The organism is Micromonospora sp. NPDC005220 (genome assembly GCF_040607895.1).
Taxonomy (GTDB): Bacteria; Actinomycetota; Actinomycetes; order Mycobacteriales; family Micromonosporaceae; genus Micromonospora.
On record NZ_JBEXHP010000105.1, the window covers coordinates 1 to 19,507 of the forward strand.

20 protein-coding genes and 2 pseudogenes are annotated in these 19,507 nt (G+C 71.8%); 14 read left to right on the plus strand and 8 right to left on the minus strand.

The features are described from left to right. Positions 1-6: 6 nt before the first annotated feature. Together ABZU52_RS26590 and ABZU52_RS26595 are read right to left on the minus strand one after the other, a co-directional pair. The gene (locus tag ABZU52_RS26590) at positions 7-1,230 is read right to left on the minus strand and encodes an NAD(P)/FAD-dependent oxidoreductase (RefSeq protein WP_354973697.1); all 1,224 of its coding nucleotides are present in this window, start codon (positions 1,228-1,230) and stop codon (positions 7-9) included. A 184-nt stretch (positions 1,231-1,414) separates the two neighbouring features. Continuing rightward, positions 1,415-2,113 carry a PadR family transcriptional regulator gene (locus ABZU52_RS26595; RefSeq protein WP_354973698.1) on the minus strand — a complete coding sequence of 233 codons (699 nt, stop codon included), beginning with the start codon at positions 2,111-2,113 and terminating at the stop codon, positions 1,415-1,417. A 158-nt stretch (positions 2,114-2,271) separates the two neighbouring features. Between ABZU52_RS26595 and nadD the strand changes: the two genes are divergently transcribed. The 6 genes from nadD to ABZU52_RS26625 all read left to right on the plus strand — a co-directional run bounded on the left by nadD (position 2,272) and on the right by ABZU52_RS26625 (position 6,403). Further along, the gene (gene nadD, locus ABZU52_RS26600) at positions 2,272-2,868 is read left to right on the plus strand and encodes a nicotinate-nucleotide adenylyltransferase (RefSeq protein ID WP_030336528.1); all 597 of its coding nucleotides are present in this window, start codon (positions 2,272-2,274) and stop codon (positions 2,866-2,868) included. Positions 2,869-2,978: 110 nt separating this feature from the next. Then, positions 2,979-3,386 carry a ribosome silencing factor gene (gene rsfS / locus ABZU52_RS26605; protein ID WP_030336526.1) on the plus strand — a complete coding sequence of 136 codons (408 nt, stop codon included), beginning with the start codon at positions 2,979-2,981 and terminating at the stop codon, positions 3,384-3,386. Beyond that, entirely contained in the window at positions 3,383-4,012 is a 630-nt protein-coding gene (locus tag ABZU52_RS26610) for a histidine phosphatase family protein (protein WP_354973699.1), read from the plus strand. The genes rsfS and ABZU52_RS26610 overlap by 4 nt, the downstream gene beginning before the upstream one ends. A 48-nt stretch (positions 4,013-4,060) precedes the next feature. Further along, a complete protein-coding gene (locus tag ABZU52_RS26615) occupies positions 4,061-4,915 on the plus strand; it encodes a DegV family protein (RefSeq protein WP_354973700.1) in 855 nt (284 codons plus the stop codon). 3 nt (positions 4,916-4,918) lie between these two features. Continuing rightward, positions 4,919-5,692: an SDR family oxidoreductase gene (locus tag ABZU52_RS26620; protein WP_354973701.1), complete on the plus strand. Its 774-nt coding sequence runs from the start codon at positions 4,919-4,921 to the stop codon at positions 5,690-5,692. Positions 5,693-6,178: 486 nt separating this feature from the next. Next, on the plus strand, positions 6,179-6,403 hold the full coding sequence (locus ABZU52_RS26625) for a DNA-binding protein (protein WP_354973702.1): 225 nt from the start codon (positions 6,179-6,181) through the stop codon (positions 6,401-6,403). Between the two features lie 66 nt (positions 6,404-6,469). On the opposite strand, the gene ABZU52_RS26630 is transcribed toward ABZU52_RS26625, so the two are convergent. Beyond that, positions 6,470-6,727, minus strand: coding sequence for a hypothetical protein (locus ABZU52_RS26630; protein ID WP_354973703.1), 258 nt, complete (start codon positions 6,725-6,727; stop codon positions 6,470-6,472). Positions 6,728-6,866: 139 nt separating this feature from the next. Next, entirely contained in the window at positions 6,867-7,508 is a 642-nt protein-coding gene (locus ABZU52_RS26635; RefSeq protein ID WP_354973704.1) for a hypothetical protein, read from the minus strand. A 959-nt stretch (positions 7,509-8,467) separates the two neighbouring features. Here ABZU52_RS26635 and ABZU52_RS26640 point away from each other — a divergent pair. Continuing rightward, a complete protein-coding gene (locus tag ABZU52_RS26640) occupies positions 8,468-8,725 on the plus strand; it encodes a hypothetical protein (protein ID WP_354973705.1) in 258 nt (85 codons plus the stop codon). 286 nt (positions 8,726-9,011) lie between these two features. Here ABZU52_RS26640 and ABZU52_RS26645 read toward each other — a convergent pair whose 3' ends face one another. Both ABZU52_RS26645 and ABZU52_RS26650 read right to left on the minus strand, forming a co-directional pair. Beyond that, on the minus strand, positions 9,012-9,140 hold the full coding sequence (locus ABZU52_RS26645) for a hypothetical protein (RefSeq protein ID WP_354973713.1): 129 nt from the start codon (positions 9,138-9,140) through the stop codon (positions 9,012-9,014). Between the two features lie 22 nt (positions 9,141-9,162). Next, positions 9,163-9,549 (minus strand): annotated as a pseudogene (locus ABZU52_RS26650) (hypothetical protein); the annotation flags it as partial. 11 nt (positions 9,550-9,560) lie between these two features. Here ABZU52_RS26650 and ABZU52_RS26655 point away from each other — a divergent pair. From ABZU52_RS26655 to ABZU52_RS26670, 4 genes are all read left to right on the plus strand, one after another. Further along, a complete protein-coding gene (locus ABZU52_RS26655; RefSeq protein WP_354973706.1) occupies positions 9,561-10,376 on the plus strand; it encodes a ComEA family DNA-binding protein in 816 nt (271 codons plus the stop codon). A 134-nt stretch (positions 10,377-10,510) separates the two neighbouring features. After that, a complete protein-coding gene (locus ABZU52_RS26660; RefSeq protein ID WP_354973712.1) occupies positions 10,511-12,883 on the plus strand; it encodes a ComEC/Rec2 family competence protein in 2,373 nt (790 codons plus the stop codon). 152 nt (positions 12,884-13,035) lie between these two features. Next, entirely contained in the window at positions 13,036-14,016 is a 981-nt protein-coding gene (gene holA / locus ABZU52_RS26665; RefSeq protein ID WP_354973707.1) for a DNA polymerase III subunit delta, read from the plus strand. Beyond that, the gene (locus ABZU52_RS26670) at positions 14,013-14,435 is read left to right on the plus strand and encodes a hypothetical protein (protein WP_354973708.1); all 423 of its coding nucleotides are present in this window, start codon (positions 14,013-14,015) and stop codon (positions 14,433-14,435) included. Before holA ends, ABZU52_RS26670 begins: the two co-directional genes overlap by 4 nt. A gap of 174 nt (positions 14,436-14,609) precedes the next feature. On the opposite strand, the gene rpsT is transcribed toward ABZU52_RS26670, so the two are convergent. Together rpsT and ABZU52_RS26680 are read right to left on the minus strand one after the other, a co-directional pair. Further along, positions 14,610-14,876 carry a 30S ribosomal protein S20 gene (rpsT, locus tag ABZU52_RS26675; protein WP_030491765.1) on the minus strand — a complete coding sequence of 89 codons (267 nt, stop codon included), beginning with the start codon at positions 14,874-14,876 and terminating at the stop codon, positions 14,610-14,612. 364 nt (positions 14,877-15,240) lie between these two features. Then, complete coding sequence (locus ABZU52_RS26680) at positions 15,241-16,227, minus strand: phosphotransferase (protein ID WP_354973709.1); 987 nt, start codon at positions 16,225-16,227, stop codon at positions 15,241-15,243. Positions 16,228-16,288: 61 nt separating this feature from the next. On the opposite strand from ABZU52_RS26680, the gene ABZU52_RS26685 reads away from it, so the two are divergent. The 3 genes and pseudogenes from ABZU52_RS26685 to ABZU52_RS26695 all read left to right on the plus strand — a co-directional run. After that, complete coding sequence (locus tag ABZU52_RS26685; protein ID WP_354973710.1) at positions 16,289-16,825, plus strand: DUF4240 domain-containing protein; 537 nt, start codon at positions 16,289-16,291, stop codon at positions 16,823-16,825. 116 nt (positions 16,826-16,941) lie between these two features. After that, on the plus strand, positions 16,942-18,819 hold the full coding sequence (gene lepA, locus ABZU52_RS26690) for a translation elongation factor 4 (protein WP_354973711.1): 1,878 nt from the start codon (positions 16,942-16,944) through the stop codon (positions 18,817-18,819). A gap of 586 nt (positions 18,820-19,405) precedes the next feature. Beyond that, positions 19,406-19,507, plus strand: a pseudogene (locus ABZU52_RS26695) (GlsB/YeaQ/YmgE family stress response membrane protein); the annotation flags it as partial.

Genomic DNA, 19,507 nt, shown 5'->3' on the forward strand with positions numbered 1-19,507 from the left:
CTCCGGTCACCGCGGAGCCCGCCCTGCGTTGAACGGTGGGCGCGGGGTGACCGGAGCGTCCCAGTCGATGACGTAGCGCTGCTCGTCGGCGATGGTCTTCTCCGGGTCCAGCACCGTGCGCACCATCAGCGGCATCAGCAACGGCATCAGCGTCCGCGCGACCGCACCGGGGGCCTTCGCATGGTTGATCCGGGCCGCGCGGGCCGCGACCTTCTCCACCCGGGTACGGCGCAGCCGCACGTACGCGGCGAACGCCGATTGGACGTCCGGCAGGTCGCGCAGGCAGCGGGCGAGTTGCACCGCGCTCTCGATGGCCAGCGACGCGCCCTGCCCCGAACTGTTCGACGGCGCGTGTGCCGCGTCGCCGACCAGCACCATCCGGTCCCGGTACCAGTGCGGCACGGGCGGCATGATCTGCAACGACCCGACCACCTGGAGGTCATCGGCGTTGCTGGTCGCGACCAGCTCGCGGCCCGGGTCGTCGTCGCCGTAGCTGGCGCGAAGCGTGTCCAGCCACTGCTCGGTCGGCACCGCCCGGGCCTCGACGAGGCTCATCGGCCGCTGCTGCGGCAGGTTGGCCCCCCACCGGGTGCCGCCGCCGGGCTCCGGCCAGTACAGGTAGTAGCCGCGTCGCCCGAACGCGAACGTCATCGTGCCCGGCTCGGCGTCCACCTCGTGCCGGGCGACCGCCTCGAAGCCGAGCAGCCCGGTGAACCGAGGGCCGGGCGCGGCCGGGTCGATGAGACCCCTGACCGTCGAGCGGATCCCGTCCGCGCCGACGAGGATGTCGGCGGTCGCGGTGCTGCCGTCCTCGAAGCGTGCGATGACGCCGTCGCCGGTCTGCTCGGCGTCGACCAGCCGCTTCCCGTACGCGAACGGCACACCCTCTGCGAATGCCTGGTCGTGCAGTACCTGGTACAGCTCGGCCCGATGCACCACACGCAGCGGCGGCACCCCGGTCAGCGTGGGCATGTCGATGCGGCGGCGGCTGACGGCCAGAGCGCTGCGGTGGATGGGGGTGGCGATCGCCGTCACCGCCTCGTGCGCGCCGACCGTCCGCAGGGCTGCCACGCCGTTGGGCGCGAGAGCGAGGGTGCCGCCGACGCCGCTGGCTGTGGTCGGGTACGCCTCGTAGACGGTTGCGGTGATGCCGGCGCGGCGCAGCGCGAGCGCTGTCACCGGCCCGGCGATGCCACCGCCGATGACGATCGCGGTTCGTACCGTGGTCATGGTCCCTCCCGGGGTGTGGTCGTTGCCGCGCGCGGACCTGGTGTGGTCGGTGCGCGGGCGCGCGGACCTGGGAGGGAGCCCGGTTATCCTCGTGGTTGCCGCTTCGGGCCGGGTGCCTTCCCAGGCGTCGGTTCGGGGTCAGGGCCCCGGTGAGGTGTTGGCGCACCTCGCCGGGGCCGTTCTTTCAGCCGGTGGTGTCGGTGCTCCGGCTGCTGGTGGTCGGGTTGTCGGGGCTGGCCTTCGGGGTGCTGGTTCTCTCGGCCAACTCGGTCAGCTCGGCGGGCATCTCGCCGGTCTCGTGGAAGGCCCGCCAGCTGTCCAACCCGGGGTATCGCCCCGAGGTCAGCTCGGTGAGCAGTGCCCGCAGCCAGGCGGCCTCTGCGTCCCGCATGGCGAGGTCGTACTCCGACTCCACCAGGAACAGCCGCGGGATCTCCCGCAGGTGCGCGTCGAGCGTCTCGCGGTCCTGGCGGATCGCGTCCTCCAGCAGGCCGAGCCGTTGCCGCAGCAGGTCGGTGGCCTCGTCGGGATGCAGCGCGGCGAGCACGGACAACCCGGCCCGGAAACGGGGATGCTCCGCCATCGGGGTGGAGACCAGTTCGCGGGCCCAGTCGACCAGCTCAGCACGCCCCGCGTCGGTGATCCGATAGACGGTGCGTTCCGGACGTCGGCCCTCGCGCACGCTCTCCACCGCCTCGATCAGGTGGTGTTTGTCCAGGTTGCCGATCACCGTGTAGAAGGACCCCCACTTGAACTCCATGTCCTGGTCCTTGCCCCAGGCGCGCAGTGCGGTGGCGATCTCGTACGGGTGCATCGGCCGCTGGACCAGGGCGGACAGCACGGCCAGCGCCAGCAGGTTGCCGACCTTGCGTCGCTTCGGCACGACGAACCCTTCCCTCGTTGACGGTTACTCGTCAGCGAATATACGCCGACGGGTCAAGTGCCGCGACCCCTTCTTGCTGAGGCGCGGTCCGGAGACGGATGACGTACGCGGTGCCGGGCCGGGACGGTCGGCCAGGACGCTCGGCCTACGATCATTGGGTGGAGGAAGATATCCGGCGGATCGGGATCATGGGCGGCACCTTCGACCCGATCCACCACGGGCACCTCGTCGCGGCCAGCGAGGTGGCGGACCGGTTCGGCCTGGACGAGGTGGTCTTCGTTCCCACCGGGCAGCCCTGGCAGAAGGCCGACGAGCCGGTCAGCCCGGCCGAGGACCGGTACCTGATGACGGTCATCGCCACCGCCTCCAACCCTCGCTTCCAGGTCAGCCGGGTCGACATCGACCGCAGTGGGCCGACCTACACGGTCGACACGCTGCGTGACCTTCAGGCCGAGTACGGCCCGAAGGTGCAACTCTTCTTCATTACCGGCGCGGACGCCCTGCAACGCATCCTGTCCTGGAAAGACCTGGACGAGATCTTCGAGCTGGCCCACTTCATCGGGGTGACCCGGCCCGGCTTCCCGCTGAGCGACAAGCACCTCCCGGCGGACACGGTCAGCCTGATCCAGGTGCCCGCGATGTCCATCTCGTCGACCGACTGCCGCGCCCGGGTCGCCCGAGGTGAGCCGGTCTGGTACCTGGTGCCCGACGGTGTGGTGCAGTACATCGCCAAGCGGAGCCTCTATCAGCGCTGAGCGCACCCGTTATGCCCATGTTCATGCACCTAACCGACCAGAACTGGCTGATCGGGGCGCCGCCGGGTATGAGACGCTTGGAGGATCGCACGCTTGATCGAAGGAGAATGGTGACAGTTTCCGAACGCGCTCACGAGCTGGCTATCGCGGCCGCCCAGGCCGCCGCCGACAAGAAGGCGCAGGACATCACGATCATCGACGTCGGCGACCAGCTCGCCATCACCGACGCGTTCGTGCTCGCCGCTGCCCCCAACGAGCGTCAGGTGCTGGCCATCGTCGACGCCATCGAGGAGAGCCTGCTGGAGCTGCCGGAGAAGGCGAAGCCGGTGCGGCGCGAGGGCGAGCGTGGTGGCCGCTGGGTGCTGCTCGACTACGTCGACATCGTGGTGCACGTCCAGCACACCGAGGAGCGCGAGTTCTACGGGCTCGACCGCCTCTGGAAGGACTGCCCCACCATCCCGTTCGTCGATCGCGACCTGGTCGAGGCCGACGCCAGTGGGTCCGCCGCCGCCGAATGACCCGACTGATCGTCTGGCGGCACGGCAACACCGACTGGAACGCCGCCAACCGAGTCCAGGGGCAGCTCGACGTACCCCTCAACGAGCTCGGCCACGACCAGGCCCGCGCCGCCGCCCCGCTGCTCGCGGCGCTGCGGCCCGACGCCATCGTGGCCAGCGACCTGAGCCGCGCCGCGGAGACCGCCGCCACGCTCGCCGCGCTGACCGGGCTGCCGGTACGCACGGACGCGAGGCTGCGCGAGCGGCACTTCGGCCAGTGGCAGGGTCTGCACCTCACCGAGGCCGCCGAGCGCTTCCCCGAGGAGTACGCGCGCTGGCGGGCCGGCGACCCCGACCCGGGCGCGGATCTGGAGCCCCTGCACGACCTCGGCGAGCGGGTCGGTGCCGCCTTGCAGGAGGCAGCCGACGCGGCTCCGGGCGGCACCGTGGTGATCGCCACGCACGGTGGCGGCTCCCGGCAGGGCATCGGTCGCCTGCTCGGCTGGGACACTGCCGTGCTGCGCACCGTCGGTTCGCTGGCCAACTGCCACTGGACGGAGCTACGCCACGACGACGTCCGCGGCTGGCAGTTGCGGGCGCACAACGTCGGCCTGATCACCGCCCCGGTCGCCGTCGACGCGGTCTGAGCACTCGCGCCTCGGCGTTCGCGGCCTCGATCGGCTAGCGTGCCGGGCATGCCCGTCGCGGTTGTCATCGACTCCACCGCCTACCTCCCGCCCGAGCTGGTGCAGGCGCACCGGCTGACCGTCGTGCCGTTGACCGTCGTGCTCAACGGCGCGGAAGGGCTGGAGGGGGTGGAGACCCAGCCGGCCGACGCCACGTTGGCACTGAGCGCCCGCCGGGTCACCGCGACCACCTCCCGCCCGGCACCCGAGCAGTTCGCCCGGACGTACCGTCAGCTGCTCGACGCCGGCGCCGACGGGATCGTCTCGGTGCATCTCTCCGCCGAGCTGTCCGGCACCGTGGAAGCCGCCCGGCTGGCCGCCGCCGACCTGGACGGCCGGGTGGAGGTCGTGGACAGCCGCTCGACGGGCATGGGGCTGGGCTTTCCGGCCATCGCCGCCGCCACCGCCGCCGAGGCCGGCGCCGACCTCGCCGGGGTACGCGACGCGGCGCTCGCCGCCGTCGCCCGCACCACCGTCTGGTTCTACGTCGACACGCTGGAGTTCCTCCGCCGGGGCGGCCGGATCAACGCCGCCGAGGCGCTGGTCGGCACCGCGCTCTCGGTCAAGCCGATCATGCACATGCCGGACGGGGCGATCGTGCTGCGCGAGAAGGTCCGCACCGCCAGCCGAGGAGTCGCCCGGCTGGTGGACCTGGCCGTCGAGGCGGCCGGCGACGACGACGTGGATCTCGGGGTGCACCACCTGGCCGCGCCGCAACGGGCCGAGGTGTTGCGCGCCACGCTCACCGAACGGTTCGGTGACCGGCTGCACGACACGTACGTCTCCGAGGCGGGCGCCGTCGTCGCCGCACACGCCGGGCCGGGCCTGGCCTGCGTGGTCGTCCACCGGCGACCTGAGGGCTGAGCGGTGCCCACGTCGTGTGTGGTGACCGGCGGTGGTCGCGGTGTCGGCCGGGCCGTGGTGGAACGGCTGGTGGCGACCGGTGCCACAATCGTCGTCCTGGAACACGACGCCGACGCGGTCGACTGGTTGGCCGGCCATCCGGCCGCCGATCGGCTCGTCGCGGTGGTCGGCGACGCCGCCGACGAGCAGGTGGCCGAGCACGCCGCCGAACTGGCAGAGCACGCCGCGCCGCTCAGCGGGTGGGTGAACAACGCGGCGGTGTTCCGCGACGCCACGCTGCACTCCGCGTCGGCCGACACGGTGCTGGACCTGATCGGGTTGAACCTGCGCCCGGCCGTGGTGGGCGCCGCGGTCGCCGTCCGCCGCTTCCTGGCCCGCGCCGCCGGCGGCGCGATCGTCAACGTCTCGTCGCACCAGGCCCGCCGACCGGTGTCCGGCGCTCTGCCGTACGCGACGGCGAAGGCCGCCGTGGAGGGGCTGACCCGGGCGCTGGCCGTCGAGTACGGCAGACACGGGATTCGCGCCAACGCGGTCGCGCTCGGCTCGATCGCCACCGAGCGGCACGCCGAATTCCTGGCCACACAGGAGCCCAGCCAGGCCCAGTGGATCGACGCCGAGCTGACCCGGTTGCACCCGGTGGGCCGCATCGGGCGTACCGAGGAGGTGGCCGAGGCGGTCGCGTACCTGCTGTCGCCCGCGGCGAGCTTCATCAACGGGGTGACGCTGCCGGTGGACGGCGGGCGGGCCGTACTCGGCCTCGACCCGGAGGCCCGCTGAGCGCTCGGGGCGATCGGGCTTCTAGCTGTCGGCGACGAAGACGCCCTGACCCTGCTGCCGCTCCATCACGGCCTGGGGGTGGCGGCCAGGCGGTGAGCCTTCACCACACCGATGGCCCAGCTCAGCATGTCGCACCCGGCGTCCCGGCACTGGACACACGTCTCGGTGGCCCGGTGAGGACTGGCTGCCTCTGAGTGCTGGGTAATGACCCGCTTGGCCGTCCAGAGGACCAGCGCGGGGGTCACGGGGCCTTCGTCCATGGGCACAGCTCCACCTCCTGAATTGGCAGGTCCAGGCACGGAGCCCCGCTCGCGTACCCGGACCGCTACCCGGTGTGTTGCCCATCCAGGGGACCGGATTGGCCTACCCCCTGTCAAGTATGAAAGTGGACTGGCTACGTATGAAAACTGGTCTTGAGCAGCGCATACGGGTGACCCAACCAGGGCTTACAGGTCCGTAAGGGGGTGTCGTGGTGATGCTCAGGAGATGGCCTGGCAGCGGAAGTTGTACGGGAGCGCGGAGCTTCAGGAGCGCCTGGGCGTGTCGCGCGTCCGGGTAGTCCAGCTCACCACCCGGCCCGACTTCCCGGAGCCGTTCGATCACCTGGCCGGCGGGACCGTCTGGCTGGTGGAGGACGTGGAGCGCTGGATCACGGAGCACCAGCCGTGGAAGGCCAGGGGAGCGGATGAGCCCCCGCCGCCGGAGAGCTGAGCGGCCAGGAGAGAGCAGACACGCAACGGCCCGGACCGCCTGGTCCGGGCCGTTGACGCGTACTGCCTACTTCTTGGAGATCCGCTCTAGCCAATCCGAGATGTGCCGCGCGTGCGTGCCCACTCCGTGGCCGTCCTGGTCTTCCAGGGCACCCTCCACGCCGCTGATGGCCTCCCGGAGGTCCCGGACTTCATCAGCCAGCCCCAGGAGCGCGTACACCAGCGCCTGCTGGCGGTACACGGCCGCGTCGGCCGGCTCCGTGTCGTCCGAGCCTGCGACCTCCAACATGCTGGTGACGATGCTCCGGTTGGTCGGCTTAGCCACGTCGCGTCTCCTCTGGTGATCGGGGCCGTCGTTCAGCGATCCTGTCCGGCCAGGAGCGGGCCGGGGGAGGAGTGTCGGGTGGACGACACGGAACGGCCCGGCCTGTAGACCAGAGGGCGGGCCGTAGTCCGTACGGGGCTCAGGCGGCGGCCTTCACCTTCCTGGCCGCCTTCGCCTCCGGCTTCGCGCCGTAGCGGGACAGCGGGGCCAGCGTCTCCGCCACCTTCTCCCGCACCTGCCGCGCGGCGGCGTGTGAAGCGTTCACCTGGCCGGCAAGCGTGGAGCCCTGGGCGAAGACCCGGCCCCCGGCGGCCACCGGCTTCTCCACGTTGGCCCGCATGGTGTCCACCACCACCAGGTCACTCAGCGCGGCGTCCAGCGCGGCCAGGGCGGCGTCCATCCGGCCCAGCGCGGCCCGTCCCTGGCCGCCCAGGTATGCCAGCCACTCCGTCCGGTTCTCGGTCACGGCCTTCACCACGGCGGCCTGAGTGGTGGCCAGGGCGTCCTCCGTGCCCTGGGCTACCGCCTTGGCGGCCTGGGCCTCCAGCTCCAGCTCCCGGATGGCCTGGGCGGCCTTTGCGGCGTCCGTGGCGCGGCCAGAGATGGCGGCCTGAGCGGCTTCCCGCCGGAGGTCCCGGGGAGCGTTGGCGGCCCGCTCCTGGGCCTCCCTGGCCGCCCGGTCCAGCTCCGCCGCCTTCAGCGACAGGTCCCGGTACGCGGCCAGGGCGGGCTGGACGGCGGGCTGGACGGCGGGATGGACGTGTCGACCCGGGACGCTCACATGCAGCCCCGCCGCGCTGAAGCGGACCGGCTCCGACTCCCATTATGTGCGTCGGCGAGGGCGGTCATCGGTGACTACGGCACCGCCAAGACCCTCTGTCGGCTACGCCGGTACTTCTTGGAGATCCGTTGTCCGCAACGCCCACGTCATGTACATCCGGCGCGGCGCGTAACGCACAGGTCCTGAAGAACCGGCGTGCCCGTACAACAGGGCCGCCGGGAGGATCCAGTGTTGACCCGCCTGCACGGCGTCGGTGTCTCCCTCGTGAGGAGCGCTACGTCAGGTGGCCCCGGATGGACACCATCTGGTGGTGCGCGACTAGCCCTAACATGTACGAGCACATCACGCTGGAGAGGGTTCTCCGGCGTCACCATGGGATGGCCTTCCTGGCTGGTCAGCGTGTTCAACCTCTTCTGTGAGGACTCACAGCCCGGCCCTGCGCAACGCGCACGTGTATGCGTAGAAGGAGGTCTCCGACGTGAAACGAACGCCCGCTGCCTCCCTGGAGCCGTGGATCTGAGGCACGGTGCTGGTCGTGGAGAAGACGGGAGTCCCCGCTACTGGGACATCTCTGGCAAGCACTTCGGGCGGGCTGAGCGGCCAGAACCCACGCCGCTGAGCAGGGCCGATGCCCGTTGAATGCTCATCTGCCCTGTCCGATGTGGCCCAGGCGACACTTGGCGCGGACGGTGGAGCCGCCGAGTTACCGCCGATACAGTCCACCGAGAACGGCGGGACTGAGCATGTCGGGCAGTCCGCACTCTGTGGACGTTGTGTCCCCACACGTGTCCACCGGAAAGCGAGACTCTGTCCTCTTCGGTAGTTACAGTCTCCGAGAACCACCGGCCGCACGTCTGGATCAAGGCGGCGGGTCCCCTGGGGTGCAACCCAGGGGCCGCCTTGAACGGTCGTGTCCACCACGTCCTGGCAGGGACTTACATGAAGGAGAACGACACCAGGTGACCACGGTAACGAGAGGGTCCCGGCAGCGCCAGACCGGGGAGACCGGCGGCGGTGTGGAACACGTCCTGATCGGCGCGCTTGTGCTGATCGCGGCGCTGTCCATCGGCGCGCTGGTCTACATCGTTCAACTCAGCGGGCCGGACATGGGCGGCATCGCTCAGGTGGCCATCACCACGATCGGCGGGGTCGCTCTGGCGGCTATCAGCGCCATCGCGGTGGTGCTCCGCAAGCGGCCCACCAGGCGCCGCATCTAGGCCAGGGAGGCCGGGAGGGTGCTCAACTCCCGGCCTCCTCCACAAGTTCATCTCCGGCCCCGGCAACAGCCGCATCAGGCAAAGGCCGCTACGTCCTGTAGATCTGTTCTCTGGTTCCGGCGACCTTCTCTTTGGGGCAACCAGGGCAACCAGACGAAGATGGCCCCTGGCCTGGGGATTCCGTTACCCCAAGGGGCAACCAGGGGCAACCAGGTCCGACGCTGAGGAGCCCCCGCTACGGCGGGGGCTCCTTGGTTCCGGCTCAGCTCAAGGCGGCCAGGAGGGCTTAGCGGCCCGCCGCCAGGTGGTCCAGCACCCCCTGGATGCGGGCCGTCAGGCGGGCCCGCATCTCCTGGCCGGTCCTCAGGGCCTCTTCCGGTGTCTCGCCCAGGGCGTACATCTCCTCTTCGGCCACCAGGCTGTCCTTCCCCGGCGATCAGGGCGGCGTCCACCTCCTTGGTGAACGCCCCCTTGCCGCCCAGGGCGGCCGGGTCACCGTGCCAGCGGTCCCCGCTTGTCGACATCGACAGCACGTCCACGGTGACCTCGGGGTGCCGATCGGCGAGCATCGCGCGGACCCGCTCGACCTGGGCGAGAGCCATCGGAGAGTTGCGGGTGCCGATGCGCAGCAGGCGGGAGTCGGACATACCGGTGAGGGTAGTCCGCTCGCTGCGGGCGTCGGCGATCAGACCGGCCGCCCAGGCCACGCGCCGTAGCTCGACCTGCCGCATAGCAGATCGGAGCATGATCAGGGCGTTGTCCACAGTGGCGGTGGTTGTCCACAGGGCGATGCCGTCGCCCTCCACCGTCCCGACCGCCGCCATAGCGTCGCGCTGTGTCGCACGACGAGGAGACCGAGGTACGCCAGCGCCTGCGCCGGCTGACGGAGACGGCCGTCGCGCCGCCGCCCCGGCCGGAGGCGCCGCTCGCGGGCGCACCCCCGTCGTTCCTGGTCGGCGCGCTGTCCTCCCAGCCCGCCGTGCCGATCGCGGAGCCGACATCCGACGGCCCTGCGCTCCGGCCGGAGTCGCGGCTGCCGGGTCCCGGGGCGTTCGACCCTGGGCGGCGCGGTGTGCGGGCGTTGGCGGTGGTCGCCGTGGTGGTGATCGTGGGTGCGGCAGGTTGGGCCTGGCGGGCTCGGCCGCAGTCGGAGCCGGTCGCCCCGCTGGTCAGCGAGACCGCGTCGGCCGCGCCGGTGGGAGACCCCAGCGTGTCCGGCTCCGGCGAGTTGGTGGTGGCGGTCGCGGGCAAGGTCCGAAAACCCGGTCTGGTACGCCTGCCGGCCGGGTCCCGTCTCGCCGACGCGGTGCAGGCGGCCGGTGGCGCGCTGCCCGGGGTCGACGTGGCGCTGCTCAACCCCGCCCGCAAGATCGCCGACGGCGAGCTGATCGTGGTCGGCGTGACGCCACCGCCGGGCGTCGCGGCCGGGCCTGCGGCGGGCGATGCGGCACCTGCCGCCGGGCCGCTGAATCTCAACACCGCGACACTGGCGCAGCTCGACGCGCTGCCCGGGGTCGGGCCGGTGCTCGCCCAACGGATCCTCACCCACCGGGATCAGCACGGCGGGTTCAAATCCGTTGGCGACCTACGCCAGGTCGACGGTATCGGCGACGCCCGCTACGAGCAGCTCAAGGATCTGGTGACAGTGTGAGCGAGCCCGTCGTCTCCACTGACGCACCGACGGTGAGCCGAGCTCGACCTGGGCCGCCGGCCGGGCGGGCACAGCGTGCGCCGGCTGGCGGGATCCGGCTCGAGTCGCCGGCTGGGCCGGCTCAGCCCGCGCCACTGGCCGGCCGGGCGCGGTCCGATCCGCCGGATCTGCGACTGGCTGGGCTCGCCGTGGCGGCCTGGCTCACCGCGCTCGCCGGCCTGCACCTCGGCAGTCGCACCGTTCTGCTGGGGGCCGGCGCGGCGGCCGGTCTGACGGCCGTGGGCGCGCTGCACCTGCTGGGCCGCGCCGGCCGTCCCCGAGCCGTGGTGCGGCGCTACGGCTGGGTGGCCGTGGCGGTCGGTCTCGGTGTGGTCTGCGGTGGTGCGGCAACCGCTGCCCGGCTGGCCGTTCGCGACGCACCGCCGATCCGTGCCCTCGCCGAGCAACGTGCTCCGGTCACCGCCGACCTGGTCGTCCGGGACGATCCGCGCCCGATCCGGAGCGCCGGACGGCCGGGCATGCTGCTGGTGTCGACCGAGCTGGTCCGGCTCACCGGCCCGGATGGTCGACGGATCCACGCGTCGGTGCGGCTGCTCGTCCTGGCGACCGACCCGGCGTGGCGGGGCCTGCTGCCCGGGCAGCGCCTCACCGTCGACGGCCGGCTCGGCGTTCCGCGTGGCGGCGACCTCACCGCGGCGGTGCTCAGCACCAACGGGCCACCGGAGCGGCACGGCGCGCCGTCCTGGGCGCAGCGCGCGGCCGGGGCGCTGCGTACCGGCCTGCAACGCGCCTGCGCGCCGCTGCCCGACGACCCCGGTGGGCTGCTGCCCGGTCTGGTGGTGGGCGACACCAGCCGACTGCCACCCGCCGTCGAGGAGGATTTCCAGGCCACCGGGATGACCCATCTCAACGCGGTCTCCGGCTCCAACGTGGCGATCGTGGTGGGTGCGGTGCTGTTGCTGGCGCGGTGGTCGCGCGCCGGTCCGTGGCTCGCCGCCGCGCTGTGTGGGGTGGCGCTGGTGGGGTTCGTCATTCTGGTCCGCCCGTCGCCGAGCGTCGTACGGGCCGCAACGATGGGAGCGATCGGGCTCGCCGCGCTCGCCGCCGGTCGTCCCCGGGCGGCGCTGCCCGCGTTGGCCGCCGCCGTGACCGTGCTGGTGCTCGTCGACCCCGAGTTGGCTGGGGATCCTGGGTTCGCCCTCTCCGTGCTGGCCACCGGTGGTCTGCTGCTGCTCGCGCCCCGTTGGCGGGACGGGCTGCGCCGGCGAGGCGTCCCGCCTGGCCTGGCCGAGGCGTTGGCCGTGCCGGCGGCCGCCCAACTGGCCTGCGGCCCGGTCGTCGCCGGCATCTCCGGCACGGTGAGCCTGGTGGCGGTGCCGGCGAATCTGCTGGCGGTGCCGGCCATCGCGCCAGCGACCGTGCTGGGCGTGCTGGCGGCCATGGTGTCGCCGATCTGGCCGGCCGGTGCCGAGTTCGTCGCGTGGCTGGCGAGTTGGCCAGCCTGGTGGCTGGTGGTGATTGCCCGGCAGGGCGCTCGACTACCGGGCGGCACCCTGCCGTGGCCGGGCGGGGTGCCCGGCGCCCTGCTGCTGACCGGGCTGACCGTCGCGCTGCTGATCGCGGTGCGCCGACCGCTGGTACGCCGGCTGGTGGCGGTGGTCGGGGTCGCCGCCGTGCTGGGCGCCCTGCCGGTTCGGCTGGTAGCCGCCGGCTGGCCACCCGTCGGCTGGGTGGTGGTGGCCTGCGCGGTGGGCCAGGGCGACGCCCTGGTGCTTCCGGTCGACAGCGGCCGGGCGGTGGTGGTGGACGCCGGGCCGGAACCGGGTGCGGTGGACGGTTGCCTGCGTCGGCTCGGCGTACGGGAGGTGCCCCTGCTGGTGATCAGCCACTTTCACGCGGACCACGTGGGCGGGGTGGCCGGGGTTTTCCGGGGGCGGCGGGTGGGTGTCGTGCTGACGCCGTCATCGACGGACCCGGAGAGCGGCCGGGACCTGGTTGGGGCGGCGGTCGCTGGCGGGCGGGCCGCGTTGCTGACCACCGTGGCCGGCGCTCGCCATCCCGTGGGCGGGGTCGACCTGCTGGTGCTCGGCCCGCCGTATCCGCTGGCCGGGACCAGGTCCGACCCGAACAACAACTCGCTGGTGCTGCGCGCCACGGTGGCCGGGGTACGGATTCTGCTGGCCGGCGACGCGGAGACCGAGGAGCAGCACGCGATGGTGGCGCGGGCGGCGCCCGGCCAGTTACGGGCGGACGTGTTGAAGGTCGCGCATCACGGTTCGGCCTATCAGGACCCGGGTTTCCTCGACGCGGTGCGGCCGGCGGTGGCGCTCGTGCCGGTGGGCACGGGCAACACCTACGGGCACCCGAGTCCGGCGCTGCTTGCCCACCTGAGCAGGGGTGGCGTGCGGGTGCTGCGTACCGACACGGACGGCGACGTGGCGGCGATCCGAACGGGCGACGGTCTGGCGGTGGCCCGGCGAGGTGTGCCCGCGGGCCGACAGCCCTGAGCGTGTGGATCAGGGTGGCGGGCTTTCCACTAAACGGACGACTTGCGGATTAGAAGGGGAATTGAGTTGGATGTCGGGATTTGCACTGTGTGCGGGCTGCGCCGACCAAGCAGCGAATGAGCAGGCACGATCCCGCCGCAGGCCGTGCGAATATGGGCGGCGTGACCCCCGCCAGCCTCGCCCCCATTCTGCTCGTCCTCGGTGACGAGGAACTGCTCGCCACGCGCGCGGTCACCGAAGCTGTCGCGAAGGTTCGCAGCGTCGACCCCGAGGTGGACGTCCGCGAATACCAGGCCAGTGCGCTCACCGTCGGCGAGATCGCCGAGATGCTCAGCCCCTCGCTGTTCGGCGGACGGCGGCTGCTGATCCTGCGTTCTGGCCAGGATGCCCGCAAGGACCTCGTCGCCGCACTGTTGGCGTACGCGAAGAATCCCGACCCGGACGTCCAACTGCTGGTGCTGCACCTGGGCGGCGCGAAAGGGAAGGCGTTCGCCGACGGCCTGCGGGCGGCCGGCGCGACGGTGGTCCCGGCCGCCAAGCTCAAGGGGCACCGCGACCGGGTGGCCTTCGTCCGAGACGAGATCCGCCGGGCTGGCGGTAAGTGCACCGACGACGCCGCCGAGGCGCTCATCGCCGCGGTCGGCAACGACCTGCGCGAACTGGCCGCCGCCTGCTCCCAACTGATCGCCGACACCGACGGGCGGATCAGCGCCGAGACGGTTTCCCGTTACTACCGGGGCCGGGTAGAGGTGACCGGGTTCACGGTGGCGGACGCCACCATGGTCGGCGACGTGCCGGCAGCGCTCGAGGCACTGCGCTGGGCCCTGCACGTCGGGGTCGACCCGGTGCCCATCGCCGACGCCCTGGCCGACGGGGTGCGCACGGTGGCCCGGGTGGCATCGGCCGGGCGGGGTAACCCGTACCAGCTCGCCAGCAGCCTCGGTATGCCCGCCTGGAAGATCGAGCGGGCGCAGCGGCAGGGGCGGGGTTGGACGCCGGAGGGCCTGGTCCGGGCCATGCAGGTCGCCGCTGAGTGCAACGCGGCCGTCAAGGGCGGCTCCGACGACCGGGCGTACGCCCTGGAGCGTGCGGTCTTCTCGGTCGCGGCGGCCCGGCAGGGCAGCGCCAGGTGACGAGAGCGAACCGCCCAGCGTGGGCCACCATCGGCGTGAACGAGGAGCGTTACCGGCCGCTCTACGCCCGACTCCTCAACCTGCGGTTCGTCAACCCCGGCGGGGTGCTGTGCTTCCTCTTCTTCGAGGGGGCCATCGCCCTGGCGGTGCTGCTCGCCCTCGCCGAATTGGTCAGCTGGTGGGCGGTGCTGGTGCTGCCGGCCGTGGTGGCGGCCATGGTCAAGCTCAACGACATGGTGGCCGCGATCGTGGTCCGCTCCGCCGCGCTCGTGCCCGAGCAGGAACGGGACCGGTTTCGCCGGCAGATGGAACCGGTGGTGGGCCGAGCCCGGGTGGAGTGGGTCTCGCACAGCGTTCCGGGCGTGGTGATCACCGCCGACCCGGTGCCACCGCCCCGGCGTGCCGACCGGTCAGACTGAACGCCAGCTCCCGGCGGGCCACGCAGAAGAACAGCCGACCCGCGTCGAACTGAGTGCCAGCCCTCGTCGGGGCCACCCACAGAACGGCCGGCCCGGAGGCGCTCGGCCTCCGGACACACGGAAGCCCCGGGCCTGGGGCCCGGGGCTTTCCGAATCAGTCTGACGGAGAAGTCGTCAGGCGGAGAGCGACACCACGCGCTTTGCGATCGCGGACTTGCGGTTCGCGGCCTGGTTGGAGTGGATCACGCCCTTGCTGACGGCCTTGTCCAGCTTGCGAGAGGCGTCCAGCATGAGCGCGGTCGCCTTCTCGACGTCACCGGCCTCGGCAGCCTCGTGGAACTTCCGGACGGCGGTCTTCAGCGACGACTTGACCGACTTGTTGCGCAGCCGGGCCTTCTCGTTCTGCCGGTTGCGCTTGATCTGGGACTTGATGTTCGCCACGCGACAGCCTCGTCTTGATAGCTCGGGTTGGTCAGCTTATTGCGCGTGATGACGAACATGCGTCATCGCTGCGCGAAGAGCCAGGTTACCAGGTCGCCCGGGACGAGCCAAAACGGCTCGGCCTTCGCGCGGACGGACCCGGCCCGTCGGGGACCAGGTTACGCCCTCGGCCAGGGCGGCGACTCACCGCCAGCCGCGCCGCCGCCCCAACCCGCGGCGCCGCCGGCCCGCCCCCGCCCAGGCCCAGGCCCGCACTCCAGCCCAGGCCCCGCCCAGCCCAGGCCCGCCCCCCAGCCCAGGCCGGGCCCGCGTCACCCCAAGCCAGGCCCGCGTCACGCGAGCCCGCACCCCAGCCCAGTCCGCGTCACTGCCAGCCCTGGCGGCGGGCCAGCCAGTCGAGCGACTGCTCGCCGCTCCAGCGCTGGTGGGCGGGCAGGTGCGGGGAGGCCGTCGGCGGTGCCGCCGCGGCGCCGGTGAGGTAGTAGCCGGCCAACGCGGCCAGGGTCGCGTCCAGCGCGTCCGGGGGCGCGTCGGCGGTGGCCGGGTGCGTGGCGAAGAGCCGGTCCGCGTCCAGCCCACTGGCGTACGCGGTGAGCAGCAGGCCGGCCAGGTCGAACCAGGCCGGCCCGGAGCAGACCCAGGTCCAGTCGCAGAACCAGGCTCGGCCGTCCGGGCCGATCAGCACGTTGTCGACCCGCAGGTCGCCGTGGATCAGGCCGGTCGCCCCGGCGGCGTACCGGGGGAGGAGGGACTCCAACTCCACCAGCTCGGGCAGCCGGTCTCGAAGCGGCGCGGGCAGCGGTGGGATCGGCTCGCGGTCGGCGGCGACCTCCTCCCACCAGAGGATGTCCGACCGGGCCAGGTCGGCCAGGCGCGGCAGGCCGAGCGCGGTCAGCTGGGGCGGCGGGTCGGCCAGGGCGGCGGCAACCCGCGCGTACCCGGCGAGGGTGGCGTCCAACTCGGCGGGCACCCAGGGCAGCTGCGGGGTGTGCCCGTCGACGGCGTCGGTGCACAGCACGAACCAGCCGGCCGCGGAGAGGGTCCACCGGGGGCGGGGCGCCGGCAGGTCCACCGGCAGCCGATCGAGGATCGCGGCCTCCCGGGCGTACCAGTCGACCAGATGCGGTTGCTCGGCGGCGGGTGCGGCCTTGACGAAGGCCCGACCACCGTCGGCGGTGTCGAGCACGGCGGCGAACCCCCGGGTGAAGCCCGCGCCCGCGACCCGGGCGGTGACCACCGGCGCGCCGAGCCGTTCCGCGACAGCGGCCCGCAGCGCCGCCGGCAGCGTCGGCCACGACGGGCGCAGGGCGCTGGCGTGGTACGGCACCGGCGGCAGCAGCGGAGGGGACACCCCACCATGCTGCCCCGGGGTACGTGCGCGACGCACGGCGACACTGCCAGACTGCCAAGCCATGAGGACCGAGGACTTCTGGCAGTTGATCGACGAGGCTCGGGCCGGCGGCGGTGGCGAGCCCGGCCCGGTCGCCGCGCGAGCCGTCGCGCTGCTCGCCGAGCGCCATCCGGAGGACATCATCGGGTACGCGCGACACCAGACGCGGGTGCTGGCCGCCTCGCACAAGGCAGACCTGTGGGGTGCGGCGTACCTGATCAACGGTGGTGCCTCGGCCGACGGCTTCGAACACTTCCGGGGCTGGCTGATGACCCAGGGGCGTGCCGTCTTCGCCCGCGCGGTCGCCGAACCGGACTCGCTGGCCGAACTGCCCCAGGTGCGGGCGGCCTCGCTCAGCGGCGAGGAGTTCTCCGCCGAGCAGATGCTCTCGGTGCCCTGGGACGCGTACCGAAAGGCGACCGCGACCGAACTGCCGGCGGACCGCGACCCGGTGCGCACACCGGACCTGAACGACTTCTGGGACTTCGACGACGAGGACGAGGCGCGTCGGCGGCTGCCCCGGCTGGCCGCGCTCTTCGTCGAGCCGCCGATGGAGTGAGGAGTTCTCGGGCCGATCCATCGCCCGCGCAGTGGGGGCACCCCGGCGGCGTGGGAACATAGAGGGGGTCGGCGGCGCGCCGGCCTGTTCACGTCAGCCGACCAGAACGGACCGCTGTGCCACCGAAGCTCGATCCCGGCGCGAACGCCCCTGGTGCCACCGACCCCGGTCGCATCCGGAACTTCGGCATCATCGCCCACATCGACCACGGGAAGTCGACCCTGGCCGACCGGATGTTGCAGCTCACCGGCGTGGTCGACCCCCGGCAGATGCGCGCGCAGTACCTGGACCGGATGGACATCGAGCGCGAGCGCGGCATCACCATCAAGAGCCAGGCCGTCCGCATGCCGTGGACCATCCGTGAGGGTGAGCGGGCCGGCGAGCACGCCGTGCTCAACATGATCGACACCCCGGGGCACGTGGACTTCACCTACGAGGTGTCCCGGTCGCTGGCCGCCTGCGAGGGCGCCGTGCTGCTGGTCGACGCCGCGCAGGGCATCGAGGCGCAGACCCTGGCCAACCTCTACCTGGCCCTCGAGAACGACCTGCGCATCATCCCGGTGCTCAACAAGATCGACCTGCCGGCCGCCCAGCCGGAGAAGTACGCCGAGGAGTTGGCCCACCTGATCGGCGGCGACCCCGCCGACTGCATCCGGGTCTCCGGCAAGACCGGCGAGGGCGTTCCGCACCTGCTCGACGAGATCGTCCGGCAGTTCATCCCACCGGTCGGCGACGCCGAGGCGCCCGCCCGGGCGATGATCTTCGATTCGGTGTACGACGTCTACCGCGGTGTCGTCACGTACGTCCGGGTCATCGACGGCCGGATCAGCGCCCGGGACCGGATCAAGATGATGTCCACCGGGGCGGTGCACGAGCTGCTGGAGATCGGCGTCATCTCACCCGAGATGGTCAAGGCCGAGGCGCTCGGCGTCGGCGAGGTCGGCTACCTGATCACCGGTGTGAAGGACGTCCGGCAGTCCCGGGTCGGTGACACGGTCACCATCAACAGCCGGCCGGCGGCCTCGGCGCTGGGTGGCTACAAGGACCCGAAGCCGATGGTCTACTCCGGCCTCTACCCGATCGACGGGTCCGACTACCCGAACCTGCGCGAGGCGTTGGACAAGCTCAAGCTCAACGACGCCGCCCTCGACTACGAGCCGGAGACCTCCGGCGCGCTCGGCTTCGGCTTCCGCTGCGGCTTCCTCGGCCTGCTCCACCTGGAGATCATCCGGGAGCGGCTGGAGCGCGAGTACAACCTCGACCTGATCTCCACCGCGCCCAACGTCGTCTACCGGGCGATCACCGACGACGGCGAGGAGATCGTCGTCACCAACCCGAGCGAATACCCCACCGGCAAGATCGCCGAGGTGTACGAGCCGGTGGTCCGGGCCACCGTACTGACGCCCAACGACTACGTGGGCGCGGTCATGGAACTCTGCCAGGGCCGGCGCGGCACCCTGCTCGGCATGGACTACCTCTCCGCCGACCGGGTGGAGCTGCGCTACACGCTGCCCCTCGCGGAAATCATCTACGACTTCTTCGACCAGCTGAAGAGCCGTACCAAGGGCTACGCCTCGCTCGACTACGAGCCCTCCGGCGAGCAGGCGTCCGACCTGGTGAAGGTGGACATCCTGCTGCACGGCGAGCCGGTGGACGCGTTCAGCGCCATCGTGCACAAGGACAAGGCGTACAACTACGGCGTCACCATCGCCGCCAAGCTGCGCACCCTGATCCCACGCCAGCAGTTCGAGGTACCGATCCAGGCGGCCATCGGCAGCCGGGTCATCGCCCGGGAAACCATCCGGGCGATCCGCAAGGACGTTCTCGCCAAGTGCTACGGCGGTGACATCAGCCGTAAGCGCAAGCTGCTGGAGAAGCAGAAGGAAGGCAAGAAGCGGATGAAGATGGTCGGCCGGGTCGAGGTGCCCCAGGAGGCCTTCATCGCCGCCCTCTCCTCCGACTCCGGCGACGCCAAGGCCGCCGGCAAGAAATAGTTCGCACCGTCGTACGCGCCCGGGTGCCCCGCGCCCGGGCGCGGGGCTTTTCCGGGCGCGCGGCTTTTCGGGCGTCTCGCGTACCCCCTCGCCCTGCGTGCTGTGGTGGTCAGCGCCGGTGCGGCGTGCTGGGTCAGCGGCCGTAGTGGGTCTGCGGTCGGCAGCGTCTGTGCGGCGTGCTGTGGTCGTCAGCGTCCGTCCTGCGTGCTGTGGTGAGCATGTCGCGTAGCGAAGGCAGATTGGCTCGGGCCTGTCTGGCGTGGTTCGGCCTGTGCTGTCCGGCCCACCTTGCCCACGACGGGTCCGTCAGGCCCGCCGTGGCTGCCGGCCGAGCGCTGTGGCGCGACGAATGCGGCTGCCGCGAGCGGAAATTTTTTCTGTCGCTGTCGTGGGGCCGGCGGGTCGACGAGATGGGCTCCTACCTGTGTGTACGCACTCACGCACCAATCGACGCACCGCTAGAGCATTGACGGGTGACGCTGTTCCTTGAGGTGAGTCGGTTTGGGTTTTCGGGGGGCCGGGCACTTAGCCGTCACGACAGGAAGCACACATCGTGTGTCAGACATTCTTAAGAAGGAGGGCGACCGTGGAGTTCACCGTGTGGGGCATCATCACTGCGATCGTTGTTGGTCTCATCGTCGGCGCGCTCGGCCGTCTGGTCGTCCCGGGCCGGCAGAACATGCCGATC